This window comes from Paenibacillus sp. WG02, from assembly GCF_055396115.1.
This window is the reverse complement of record NZ_AP036016.1, coordinates 1,509,647-1,523,116: the sequence shown is the minus strand read 5'-3', so window position 1 is coordinate 1,523,116 and position 13,470 is coordinate 1,509,647. Positions and strand designations below refer to the sequence as shown.

Sequence of the window (13,470 nt, the reverse complement as noted above, 5' to 3'; positions counted from 1 at the left end):
TGAACCAATTTACTCACCTCCTGTTGGTGGAACATTTGCCGGTATGCGGATTCGCACGCACGCGCCTTTGCCGACTTCATTATAGAAATCAATAGCGGCTTTATCGGCATACAACAAGTGTAGTCTACGTTTGACATTCCAGATCCCGATGTGCTCCCCCTCCTCACTAGTCAAATCCATATTGCTTTGCAATAATTCCAGAATAGGTTCCGGAAAGCCTGCTCCTGTATCCTCAATATGAATAACCACCCATTGGTTTTCTTCGTCTTCCTCCGTATTCACCCGGATATCGATCCGAATCTGTTCATCCATATTAACCGCATGTTTGATGGCATTCTCTACCATCGTCTGTATGACAAGCGGAGGAATCTGCAGCGAAAGAACAGCTTCTGGCACCTCGATCTGATACGATAAAATACCCGGAAATCGAAGCTCTTGAATACGCAAATAGTTCTGGGTATGAAGCAGTTCATCCTTGAGTGTTACCAAATAGGAATTACTACGGAACATAAACCGGAAGTAAGCAACAAGACACTTCGTCATCTCCTGGATTAATTTGAAATCCTTTACCGTTGCCAAGTTGTAGACGATGTTCAGTGAATTCAAAAAGAAGTGAGGGTTGATCTGAAGCTGTAGATGCTTAAGTTCCGCTTGCTGATGCATTAATTTTTCTTCATAGACGTTAATTTTCAAATGTTGAATCTCAGTGATCATCCGGTTATAGGTTTCATTCATCATACTAAACTCGGTAGAGGTCGGATAATGCTCGATTTGCGAATTCCAACGTCCATCACCTAATTTTCTCATCGCCAGGATGATTCGATTGATTGGCAGCAAGAACACTTTTCTCATGTAAAAGACAAATATCAGCAGAAATACGATGGCTCCAATCGATATGATGGAAGAAATACGTTGTAGATAAGGTAGTTTCTCCAAAGCCGTTTCCTCGGGAATTAAGGCGAATAAATAAAAGTTTCCTTTCTTCGACGGTTCCCCCATAACTAAATAATCCGCATTCGTTCCCGAGAGTGTGTAAGCCTGATTGGTTAGTGCTAAATGAATGCCTTTCTGTGCAATTAATTCTCCGTGACTCATCGGTTCTAGTCGTTCCGAGGTTAAAAGCGCTGCACCATTAGATCCCAGGTCAATGAGTTGAAGAGGGATCATCAGCTTCTTTGCATCTACCCATGCCCCAACATAGACATCACCGGTTTTTATCACATGATAGACATAATGATTTCCTTCCGATTGCCAGGTATACCATCGATAAACATTTGGAGTCACTGAGCTATCCTGCAGCATCCTTACAATTTCATTTGCCACCTGGTTACGTTCATCAAAGCTGCTTCCGAAACCTTGCGTCATGAGCAAATCTTCGTTTAGGCTGGAATATATAAAGAACGAATCGATTCCCTTGTAATAGCTGACACTGTTGTTGATCGTTTGAAACAGACGAAGCTTGGCTTTCATATAATTATTTTCGTTCGCAATCCTGTCCGTATCCAAATCAAGTAAATCCAAGTTCGTTTGGGATAAGTTGATCAAAAAGTTGTCCACTTCCTGCAAATTGCGGTCGATCTGCCCCATGTATAAGCTCAGCATGTTTTTATTGGACTGGGCCACTTGGTTGCGAACGACTTGAGCCGAGTAATGGTTGATTATAAGCAGAACGATGATAAGAGGGACAATCGTGAATAATAATCCAGAGAAAAGCTTGAAACGCAAGGAGTTCAGCCATAATTTCAGTTTTCGCATGAAGACGCTCTCCTCTATAAGGTGTAAGGTCTCCCTATTGTACAACGAAGACAGGAACAAAATCACCCTGCGATGTAACCTCTTTCATCAAGGATAAACGGCTCCGTCGTCCTTTTGGGACGAGCGCGTTTGTCAAGGTAGATGCGAAGCAAAAGTATAAAACTTATACTTTCATATCTACTGAGAAAAAATGACATGCCAAACTGCTGCCAGCTTGCATGTCATTAATGTTGTCGCCTAAACGCTATATCTTCCTAAATCTAACGGCTATATAGGGTGTCCCAGGCAGCTCAATCCGGAAGTCTCCCTCATAAGTCCCAGACTGCTCATTAATGGTCATATTCCAAGTGTCGATGACATCCACTTTATAACGGATTCCTGGCTTCATGCTGTACTTCCTGAAACTGGGTTGGTTAAAGCCATAGTAGTACAAGTAATATTCATCGGGAACGCCCGCTGACGGAACATCCCACTCGGATTTTAACGGATTTAGACCTTCTGCAGGTCCATCTTCCATGATTTTGCGTAGGAAACCGATCCGTTCAGGGCTGCTTCCGTACAGTTTCCCCCCTTTGGACCACCAAAGGATGTCCTCGTCATGCAAATAGGTTTCACCATGGCCGACATAACCGCCTCTTACGGCGCCTTCCCAGAAGCGCCGTACCATTTCCTGTCCGGATATGTTCCCCCAGCCCTGATCAATGTTCCCTTCATACGCGCATTCGTCAATGACAATCGGCTTCTGCCATTGCTCCCGCCAATCGTTGGTATTCTCCGCAGTTCGATAAACATCGACCCGCTGGATGCTGCAGTGAGTGATCCAAGGCCGACTGTAATCGTAGAATCCGAAGCAGTTGTGAATGGAGATTAAATGATGATTCGGATCATTCTCCGTGACGATCTTCGCGAAGCGTTCCCAATCCTCCGTTTCTTTCTTCCACATCAAATCATACTCGTTGGCTAGCGACCACCAGACATGACGATAGGCCGATAAGCGGGCAGTCAGATAACGCAGGTAACGGTCATCTGCGGACTTGGACATTTCGGAGAAGCCCCAACGGTCATAGCCATGGAATAAAATCAAGTCTGCTTCGATGCCAAGCTTCCCAAGGTCAGCGATTCTATTTTCCAAGTGCTGAAAGAAGGCCGGATTGAATCGCGTATAATCCCAACTTTCAGGGGCGGAACCCTCAAAAGGGTAATAAACAGGCTCATTCGCGTTGAACTGGTAGGATTTCGGGAAGACACACATACGCATCTTATTAAATGGGGCGGATCTAAGCGTTGCTAACGTCTCCTCTTCCAACTCATCGCCTTGATGGGTCCAGACGTAGCTAGTGGTCCCGACCGGAATATATGGCGTCCCATCCTCATATGCGAAATGGAAGGTATGCTTGACCCGTACCGGTCCATGGTTCCCCTCAATAGGGGCTGTGCATATAAATTGCCCTGTCAGTCCACAAAGGGAACGCGCGTTACTATTGGTTCTGTATGTCCACGTTCCTTCCACATCCGGCATAAAACGGATCCGATAAATACCTTGACCGTCATAAAAACCTTGGGCCCGGACAACTCGGCCTTCAAAGCTGAATTCAGCCTCCAAGCTTACATCCACGAACGGATTGCCGTGTTCCGGCCCTTGAAGCGTTAGCTCGTAGACGCCCCATTTTCCGATTTGATCGGGCGCTTTGGTTGTCGCTGACCCCAAAGCTACAGCGTCGTTCTCATAGTTGACGTCTGGAGAGATGTCTTCATCCGTTTCTGCTTCAACTTCGATTAGGGACAACTCTGTGAGTATAGTCTCCAGCAATTCTGGTGCTAGTGTCCAAGCTGGATTGAACGCATTGTACGATGGCAACGTATTTTTCTTAATGAACGAAAGAAATGGGGAATCCTTAAGATGAGGTAAATATTTCAACAACACGGCTCGACCTGCTGGATTCGCCCAAATGTGACCTATCTTCGACTCTTCATTAAATGTCATTGTCTAAGCCTCCGCCTTTTTATTTGTTAATAGTACCGAAGCTACCGCACGATTCCATCCGGTGATATGTTGTTCACGTATGTTTTCCTGCATCTTTGATTCATAGACGGAATAAGCTTGGCCGCGATTTTTAAGCTCATCAAGAGATAACCAAAAACCGACACCTAGCCCTCCCAAATAAACAGAACCCATCGCAGAGAGCTCGGCAACCTCCGATTTGATGACGCTGCGTTCCAGCACATCTGCTTGAAACTGCATAAGCGTGGTATTATCGGAAGCGCCTCCATCTGCGCGCAGTTCCTTCAACCGGATACCGGATTCAATTTGCATCAACTTTACCGCATCATTTACTTGATAGGCAATGCTCTCTAGCGCTGCACGGATGATGTGCGACCTTCCACTTCCCGGCTCATCCCCATAATTGCCGCCCTGGCATAGGGATCCCAGTAAGGAGCACCTAATCCAACGAAGGCTGGAACGACGTATACACCTTCGTTATTCGGAGCTTGAGCAAGCAATTCCTCCATCTCCGCAAAACTGCTAAAGAGACCCAATTGGTCGCGAACCCATTTGATCGTATCGCCGGAGGTTCGAATGATAGCTTCAAGCGCATAGGTGATCTTGCCGCTCATTCCCCATGCAATTGTCGTCACCAAGCCATTTCCAAGCTGATCATGCTTCTCGCCAATGTTCATGAGTACAGAGGTGCCGGTTCCGTATGTTGCTTTGGCCATACCTGTATCAAAACATTGATTCCCAAATAAAGCGGCTTGAGAGTCACCTATGATGCCAGAGATAGGAATCTTTGCTGAGAATAACGCTGGATCCTGCGTATAACCGAAAATCTCATCGGATGATCTAACCTCCGGCAATAAGGCGGACGGAATTTGAAACCTTTCACATAATTCTTGGTCCCACTCCAGCGTATGAATATTGAATAATGACGTTCGGCTAGCATTCGTAAAATCAGTGGCATGAACACTGCCTCCCGTGAGCTTCCATAGGAGCCAACTGTCTACCGTCCCGGCCAGAAGCTTTCCTTGTTCGAGTTTCTCCCTTGCGCCTTCTGCATACTCCAATATCCATCCCCACTTGGTGGCAGAGAAGTAAGGGTCGAGGAGCAGGCCTGTCTTGGCGCGAACGATATCTTCCATGTTGGCCGCTTTATACTCCGCGCATCGATCCGCTGTCCGCTGACATTGCCATACGATTGCGGGATAGACAGGCAAACCGGATGTTCGATCCCAAACCACGGCCGTCTCTCGCTGATTGGTGATGGTCAGCCCAGCTAACTGACCGGCTTCAATACCGGCCAATTCCATGGCATGATGAGCTGTTCTTTTCACATTGTTATAAATCTCAACTGGATCGTGCTCCACCCAGCCAGGCTGCGGATAATACTGCTTATGTTCGGCCGTACTACGGGCGATGATACTTCCGGAACGATCTACGATCAAGGCCTTCGTACCCGAAGTGCTTTGGTCTATGGCTAGGATATAGGTTTCAATCATGAGCTGCCCACCTACTTACCAAGCATTTCAAGAGCTACACGCTTGAGATTATTTGAGTGGATCCCGTAATGCTTGAATACTTCCGAGCTTTTGCCCGCGATGGCCGGCTCATCCGGAATACCGATAATACGCATCGGAACAAGTTGATGCTGGACGACTACCTCTGCGACTGCGGCGCCGAGCCCGCCGAAGATACTGTGCTCCTCTACCGTAATGATATGACCTGTTTCCCCTGCGGCCCGAATGATCGCTTCGTCGTCTAACGGTTTAATTGTGTGCATATTGATCACGCGGCAGGATACGCCAACCTCTTGGAGAGCTTTCTCCGTATCGAGGGCTACCCGAACGGTTTCCCCAGCAGCAATGATCGTCAGATCCGTTCCTTCTCGCAACGTCACCGCTTTGCCAATGATGAAATCATAGTCATCGGACTCGTAGACATCCTCTACCGCATTTCTACCAATACGAACATAAACGCCGCCTTGGTGCTTAACTAAAGCCTCTGTCATTCTCTTCGTTTCATGACGATCAGCGGGCAATACTACCGCAAGTCCCGGAATTGCTCGCGCTACAGCTATATCCTGAACAGAATGGTGTGACATACCGAGGGCGCCATAGCTGACTCCGCCGCTTATGCCTACAAGCTTCACGTTGGTTCCAGAATAGGCCACATCCACTTTGATCTGCTCAATGGAGCGCATACTTAGGAAACAAGCCGGCGAAGTGACAAAAGGCTTCTTTCCGCTATGAGCTAAACCTGCCGATATGCCAACAATATTTTGCTCGGCGATGCCGACTTCAACGAATTGATTTGGGAACGCCTTGGCAAAAGGCGCCATAGCCGCCGAACCTCGGGAATCGCTGGTGAGAACCATAATATCTTGATCGGTTTCAGCCAGATTCATTAGTGTCTCGCAAATAACCTGACGGTTAGGGATCGTATTCATGTTTAGCGCACCTGCCCTTCTGGTTTCAATAGCTCAAGTGCCGCAGAGAGTTCTGCCAGGGCTTGCGAAAGCTGTGTATCGTTCGGCACATGATGGTGCCACGCAGGATTATTCTCAGCAAAGGAAACACCTTTGCCTTTCACCGTATTGGCCATGACCAAGGTAGGTTTTCCAGGTACAGTTGGTACCGCACCGAAAGCCTCAACCAGAGATTCCATATCGTTTCCGTCAATGGAAACAACGTTCCAACCGAATGCCGCCCATTTCTCTTCAAGTGGCTCAAGCCCCATGACTTCTTCCGTGCTGCCGCTGATTTGCAGGCGATTTCGGTCAATGATACCTACGAGATTGTCCAGATTGAAATGGGGTCCAGCCATAGCAGCTTCCCAGACAGAGCCTTCTGCCTGCTCACCATCACCCATGAGACAGAATACCCGATAGCTTTTACCATCTCGTTTAGCCGCAAGCGCCATGCCTACCGAAATAGCAAGCCCATGCCCAAGAGCACCGGTGTTCATTTCAATCCCAGGTACCTTATTGTTAGGATGGCCGATCAAACGTGTACCGAATTGGCTGAATGTCCCCAGCTCTTCTTTCGGAAAAAAACCTAGGTCGGCGAGGATGCACCACAGTGATTCGACGGAGTGGCCCTTGCTGGCGATAAAGCGGTCCCGCTCGGCCCATTTCGGATTCTGTTGATCGATTTTCATAATTTTATAGTATAAGGCCGTCAAAATATCCGTATTGCTCAAGGAGCCGCCGGTATGTCCTGTCTTGGCTCCGTGTATCATCCTCAGCAGATCCATTCGGATCTGGATGGCTTTTGCTTTCAGTTCTATTTGGTTCATATAATCCCTCCTAAGAGTTTTGCTTTAGCAAAACTGACTTCGTAAGCATACGCGGTTACAGATCAGAGCCGCGCAGCCACGCCTGAATTTCTTGTATAGTCGGATCCACCGGATCCGGGGAAAGGCCTGGTATATATTGGCACGCTTCATAAAGTGCAGGAATCACGTTAGCATGAATTCCGACGGCGTGGTGAACGTAAGGTCCTTTTACCAATTTCTCTTCCCATAGTGGCCAGTCATTTACTTCCACCCAAACATAAGAACCGCGTGTATAAGGACCTTGGATACCTTTGGCACGCCCCAAAAATAATTGATATTCCCCATGGTCGCCGTCAAATCGGGCCAGCGTTATTCCGCCGCCTTTGATTTCCCCTTCGTGTGTACCAGGCGCATGGTCATCAAACAAAAAGTGTTTGCGCAGCTTCGGCTTATCCTCAACCGACAGAGAGACAGGGAAATTACCGCAGTGAAAGAGCAGCTCTCCGTTCGGATTCTCAGGATGACGTACCGTCAAATCGGCGAAGAACGTTGGAGCTTGATTCATCGAAGCAGCCTGCACCATGATGGAGGTAATCGCTCCGTGAATATCGGTTTCGCAGGTTACTGGGATCTGCTCATCCGTTAGAATCGCATTGGCCAGACAAGGCATAATTCCCATCGCATCTTGAAGGGAAGACCAGCACTGGATGGCGATCGCTGTACTTCCGGTTTTGGTTGCGTATTGTTTCATAGCTACCTTCAGGGCTGCGATACGTTTCACGTCATCCTCGGTAACCTCGCTGTAATCAAGCTTTTCTTTGATGTAGGCAATCGCTTCACTCAGCTCCGCGTTGCTTCCCTTTTCAATCTGTTTCGATGCCCGCTGTATATCGATCAGCGTAATGGGATGAATTTCGATGCCGAACCGCTCCAGCAGTTCCCCTTCATTGCACATCATCGTCAAGAAAGAAGCTGGCCGAGGCCCAATTTGCAAAATACGCAGGTTGCGCATTTGACGAACCACGTTCGCAGCGGCAATGAAATTGATAAATCCACGTTCAAATACCGGATCATTCACCCGACTGTTAGTCACATAAGTAAAAGGCACATTAAAACGTCGCAGCACCTTGCCTGTGGCGAATAGCCCACATTGGGTATCCCTCAAACGCATACCGTCCTCCAGAGGCGATTCGTCGCGAGGTCCCCATAACAACACTGGCTTTCCAAGCGCTTTACCTACCCGGGCTACAGTATCCTCGGTACCAAAGTTGCAATGAGGAAAAAAGACAGCATCCACCTTCTCCTCTTTGAAGCGTTCAATAATCGCATCCGCATTGATATGGTCGTCGTAAAGCAGCCCCTCAGAATTCAGTCCCTCCAAGTCCACAATGTCGATGTCCAAACCGAAGTTCTCGATTTTCTCCCGGATTTGAACCTTATACTTGAAAGCATCTTCAGCGCTAAATACAAAACGACGAGTAGGGGCGTAACCCAGTTTAAATTTCTTCATGTCATGTCTCTCCTCTAAAAATCAATGATAAATGGATGAATAAACAACTAAACAAATTAAGGATGACTTTAATGGGTGAACTAAACAAAAGCATTAAATTTAGTAATTTAAGTTATAAACTTTTTACTTAACTCTATTTATAAAATCATCCTATCACCCTAAATTTCGGGTGTCAACGTCTTATTTTAGCTATTTAAAATAAAATTTAGTCAATTAACAACTAAACTTAACTAAACAAATTAGATTCATCTTGTATATGTTTATTAATCGGTGTAAACTAAACTTACTTAACGAATTAGTTAACATGAAAAGAGGAATCCGATAATGAAGATGGAAGATATTGCGAAATTAGCAGGCGTTTCAAAATCTGCCGTATCCTTTGCTTTCAGTGGAAAGCCTGGAATCAGTCCAGAAACACGTGAACGCATCCTGCAAATCGCACAGGAAAGCGGATACCTCCCTAGAGCAAAATCCCCATCTATTGACCATACAGCTAAATCGCTTACCTTTTTAGTCATATCAAACTCTGGCATCGTACTAGAGCAGTTTTATCAACAACCCTTCTTCAGGGAACTTATCCAATTCATTGAGGAACGATGCCGTACGAAAGGCTATTCCTTACTGTTTTCCTCCATCGATATGGAGTTTTTGGAGAGGGATATTCGGATGGTTGCAGAGGAAAAGAAAAGCAATGGCGTCGTCCTTCTAGGTACGAACTTAAATAGGGAGCAAATCGCGGATATTGCCAATAAACTTCAATCGCCACTCGTTGTTTTAGATACCTGCTTTGATACCCTGCCGATTCATTTTGTAGAGATTAACAATTTTATGGGCGCTTATCAGGCCGGTACTCATCTCTGTGAGATAGGGCATTCCGATATTGGATATATTGAATCGAATGTGAGAATTCATAATTTCGAGGAAAGAAAGCGTGGCTTTACCTCAGCCATTCAAGAACATGGCAGAGAGATTCTGATTACCCACAGATTTTCTGTAGCGCCTACCATCCTATCCTCCCAAGATTCGCTCAAAGCTCAATTGCTCGCGTTCCTGAAGGAAGGGCATTGTTTGCCGACCGCTTTATTTTGCGAATGCGATTATATCGCCATCAGCGCTATGAAGACGCTTCAGGAGTTCGGATACCGAATACCAGATGACGTATCCGTTATCGGTTTTGACAATATCTCCGAAGCCGTTATAGTTTCGCCAGAATTAACGACCGTCCATGTAGAAAAGCAGCGAATGGCTTATCTCGCTGTGGATCTGCTTATTGAATCGATTGAGTTAGAGCAAAGTGCAGGCACGAAGATCAAAGTCGATACGCATTTCATTGAGAGACTGTCCTCGCGAGCGAATCATGCATCGAGAGACTAGGCCAAAATGGAGCTATAGCGTCTTATTTCTGTGGAATGACCCATATGCCGAGTGTTCGGCATCAAATAAGAGTCTCAGCCCCTTCGCAAGTCATGCGAATAGATCCGGTTTTTTTATTGTCTTCTTAGTCGATGCGCTGCCTAGCGTAACAAAAAGACTGCCTCTCTGGGCAGTCTTCTTTGTATAACCTCAGCAGTTACGCTTCTTCGATAATCGCAATTCCCCAGCCAGACAGTTCCCTGACCGCCCCTTGCTTCACAGCCTCACCGCTCAGCAATTCTGTTCCCTTCGCATGCGGATACTTCAACGTCTCGGTACGATCCGAGTAATTGAAATAGTAACGAACGGTCTTCCCTTGGTCGTTAATACCCGATTTCACAATAAGGGGATAGTGGATATCTTGATCCTTCCCCCATAATCCGGCATCCTTAACCGTCATTTCCAGCACTTTGCTCATCACAGCAGAACTCGGCAGACAACCAATATAAGTCGTAGTACCTTTTCCGTAAGGGTTCTTTGTAATAGCCGCATACCCTCCCCAATGAGGATGGTCATAAGAGGCCAATACTTCTGCCGTCTTAGGCGTAAGCAATTCCATCCATGTTTTCACTGTGTTGTCCTCGGGCCCAACTTCAAAAGGGTCACCCTTGAATGTAACAGATTTCGGCTCCACAAACATGCTGTAGCGGATACCGCAAGCTTCATCGATAGTGCCGGGTTGATGCGTGGTGCGTACTTTGACATTTTCGTTGGTAAAGCCGCTTTTGAACGTGTATACGACATGCCCGCCATTTCTAACGAAAGTATTCAACCGCTCCAGCAGATCATCTGACGCCGCATATAGTGCCGGAACAAGAATCAGCTCATAATTCTCAAACATATCACTGTCCGGATGAACGATATCACAACCGATATTCATTTTATATAACTCATCGTACATAAGCCGAACAATATCGTTATAGTTGACTTGACGACCGGGCAATGGGAACCATTCTATCGCTGTCAAAGCTTCATTGCTGACCAGCATCGCGACCCGATTCGATATCTGCAGATTCACAAGATGCCGCGACAAGCGATTAAAATCTCTGCCTATGGTCTTGGCTTCTTCATAAACAGGATTCGACTCGAAGTCGTGACTTAACAAGCCCTTCCAGTAAGTTTCAGCTGAATTGTGTATCGAATGCCAATGCCAATAAGAGACCATATTAGCACCAGAGGCCAGATGGCTGAATGCTTGAAGCCTTAATTGTCCCGGGTAAGGAGTCCAGTTAGGAAAAGCTTGCGCCTGAGTTTCCAAAACGAAATAGTTAGTTCCTTTTAGAGCACGAGTAACATCTCCGCCAAACGAAATTTCGGTTCCTGTCAGTTCATCTTGGGAAGGATGATAAATGTCCACTCCAGCGATATCCAAAGACGCCGACGCCGCAAAATGGTCTACATCCGGTTGGACACCGAAGGAGTAACCTCTCCACTCGTAATCAAAGTTATGCGTAACAAACTGACCTGGTCGTTTATATTCATTAACGATAGATGCTTGCCAAGCCAGAAAATCGGTGACGAGCTTCCTTTGAAATCGAGCGAATTCCGCCCCTAGACTGCCGTTGATCGTACCAACGACGGAAGGAAAGTCTTCCCAACTATTAATTCGATTACTCCAGTAATCCAGCCCAAATTCCTGATTGAGACGTTCCAGGGTTCCGAACTTGTCTTTCATGTATTTCACGAACATGAACTGAACGTTGGAACCCGCCGTCTGATAATGCTTGGTCTCGTTATCTACCTGGTAACCGATAATCGCAGGGTGATTTTGGACATGCCCGATCAGCTTACGTATGATTCTTTCGGCATAAAACAAATACGTTGGATTCGTAATATCCATAATTTGACGAGCTCCATAACGCCCAGGCCCCTTCGGAGTAACGGCCAGAACGTCCGGATGCTCCTTCACCATCCAAGTGGGGATAGCATAAGTGGGAGTTCCGACGATGACTTTAATGCCGGCTTCATGCATCGCATCCAACACCCGATCGACGTGAGAGAACTCGAATACTCCGTTCTGAGGTTCATGCGTGCTCCATGTCGATTCGGCAATTCGCACCAGATTAATACCGGCATCCTTCATCATCTGGATATCTTGGTCCAATCGTTCATAGGGCATGTATTCCCTATAATAGGCGACACCATAGAGAAGTTCTTTCATCGCCTATTTCCTTCATTAAATACAATCGTATTGAACGAATCCGGTTCAAGTTCAAATGTATAAACCTTTGTTCCGTCAGATAAACGAACCACCTTTGTTTCTGCAAAAGGGTTGGCAATCACGACCACTTTATCTCCATTTGGCTTTTCAAATGCAAGCGCATTTCCGGTCCATGGACCTTTTAAACCTATTCGTGTAGATTCCGGTGAAACAAAGTGGGAGAAGTGCTTCATCACATAATATTCTGGGTTGAAAGTTGCTGTCTTGGTCGCTGGATCTACTGTGATCATCGAGTTTTGCTCCCACCCCCACGTGCTGCGTCCTTTCGGCTCAAGCACCATGTTCCAGTAGATGTAGGCGTTCACGCCATTTGTAAAATAGTGCTGATACAAATTAAAGATGTATTTGGCATAATCCCACGTATTCGTGCCGTCTCCGCATTCATTTTCCGTCTGCATGTAACGAAGTTCCGGATAGCTTTGAACGGTTCGTTGGATGCCGTATTTTCCAGCCCATTGGTAGCCGACACCTTTAATATACTTGTAAGCTTCAGGATCACTCAGCACGGTAAAAGCATAGGCATTGAAATCCGACGACGATTTTTTCAACCATTCCTGCCACGGCTCTGGCGCATTAATCGTTCCCAGCCAAATTTCAGCATCGATCCCATGTTTCTCGAAAGCAGGACCCAGATAATCCCGAATGAAATCACGCAGCTGTTCACCTGTCCATAAACAGGATGGGAATTTTTGATCCGCAACAACTTCGTTTTGAACGTGAATCTGATGAATCGTAATCCCTTCATTGCGATAGGCTTCTACATATTTGACGAAATAAAGCGCATAGGCCGCTAGTATTTCTTTTTCCCAGCGTAATTTGCCATAGTTATAGGCTCTAGGGAACTTCATCCAAGTTGGAGGGCTCCAAGGGGAGGCGAAAAACTTCAAATCTGGATTATAGGTTAAGGCTTCTTTAATATACGGAATCAGATATTTCAGATCCCTCTCGATGGAGAAATGCTTCATTTCCAAATCTCCGTCCGTCTCATTTAGACTATACCACTCCAGTGCGTAATCACTTGCGCCGATCGGAAGACGGCAAATACTAAACTTTTGATCACCATCCGGGTGAAAAAGGGAGTGAAGAACTTGCCCGCGTTCTTTTTCCGACAAGTGCGTAAGCGCTGCGAAACCTAACTCATTGAAACATCCACCGAAGCCTTCTACCTTTTGAAATGGTTCATCGGTTATAGCAAGGTTTACATCACCGTTCCCGCGATCAGACACTACTTTATCTTGCCACAAGGATTCTTTTGTGCTTGAAATCCACTGTATGTTAGCGTTTTCCATGATCTATGACCTC

Annotated in this window: 8 protein-coding genes and 1 pseudogene; 1 reads left to right on the top strand and 8 read right to left on the bottom strand. The window is 46.3% G+C overall.

What is annotated here, in order from left to right; translation table 11 throughout:
* Positions 1 to 9: 9 nt before the first annotated feature.
* From ACBP55_RS07280 to ACBP55_RS07255, 6 genes and pseudogenes are all read right to left on the bottom strand, one after another.
* Positions 10 to 1,755, bottom strand: coding sequence for a sensor histidine kinase (locus ACBP55_RS07280; protein WP_464650700.1), 1,746 nt, complete (start codon positions 1,753 to 1,755; stop codon positions 10 to 12).
* Between the two features lie 244 nt (positions 1,756 to 1,999).
* Positions 2,000 to 3,739: a DUF5605 domain-containing protein gene (locus tag ACBP55_RS07275; protein ID WP_464650699.1), complete on the bottom strand. Its 1,740-nt coding sequence runs from the start codon at positions 3,737 to 3,739 to the stop codon at positions 2,000 to 2,002.
* Positions 3,740 to 3,742: 3 nt separating this feature from the next.
* A pseudogene (gene glpK / locus ACBP55_RS07270) lies at positions 3,743 to 5,250 on the bottom strand (glycerol kinase GlpK).
* Between the two features lie 11 nt (positions 5,251 to 5,261).
* On the bottom strand, positions 5,262 to 6,197 hold the full coding sequence (locus tag ACBP55_RS07265; RefSeq protein ID WP_464650698.1) for a transketolase family protein: 936 nt from the start codon (positions 6,195 to 6,197) through the stop codon (positions 5,262 to 5,264).
* A 2-nt stretch (positions 6,198 to 6,199) separates the two neighbouring features.
* The gene (locus ACBP55_RS07260) at positions 6,200 to 7,045 is read right to left on the bottom strand and encodes a transketolase (RefSeq protein ID WP_464650697.1); all 846 of its coding nucleotides are present in this window, start codon (positions 7,043 to 7,045) and stop codon (positions 6,200 to 6,202) included.
* Between the two features lie 55 nt (positions 7,046 to 7,100).
* Positions 7,101 to 8,534 carry an L-fucose/L-arabinose isomerase family protein gene (locus tag ACBP55_RS07255; protein ID WP_464650696.1) on the bottom strand — a complete coding sequence of 478 codons (1,434 nt, stop codon included), beginning with the start codon at positions 8,532 to 8,534 and terminating at the stop codon, positions 7,101 to 7,103.
* A 324-nt stretch (positions 8,535 to 8,858) separates the two neighbouring features.
* On the opposite strand from ACBP55_RS07255, the gene ACBP55_RS07250 reads away from it, so the two are divergent.
* Positions 8,859 to 9,908: a LacI family DNA-binding transcriptional regulator gene (locus ACBP55_RS07250; RefSeq protein ID WP_464650695.1), complete on the top strand. Its 1,050-nt coding sequence runs from the start codon at positions 8,859 to 8,861 to the stop codon at positions 9,906 to 9,908.
* A 196-nt stretch (positions 9,909 to 10,104) separates the two neighbouring features.
* Here ACBP55_RS07250 and ACBP55_RS07245 read toward each other — a convergent pair whose 3' ends face one another.
* Together ACBP55_RS07245 and ACBP55_RS07240 are read right to left on the bottom strand one after the other, a co-directional pair.
* Positions 10,105 to 12,108: a beta-galactosidase gene (locus ACBP55_RS07245; protein WP_464650694.1), complete on the bottom strand. Its 2,004-nt coding sequence runs from the start codon at positions 12,106 to 12,108 to the stop codon at positions 10,105 to 10,107.
* On the bottom strand, positions 12,105 to 13,457 hold the full coding sequence (locus ACBP55_RS07240) for a glycoside hydrolase family 30 protein (RefSeq protein WP_464650693.1): 1,353 nt from the start codon (positions 13,455 to 13,457) through the stop codon (positions 12,105 to 12,107). Before ACBP55_RS07240 ends, ACBP55_RS07245 begins: the two co-directional genes overlap by 4 nt.
* Positions 13,458 to 13,470: the final 13 nt, after the last annotated feature.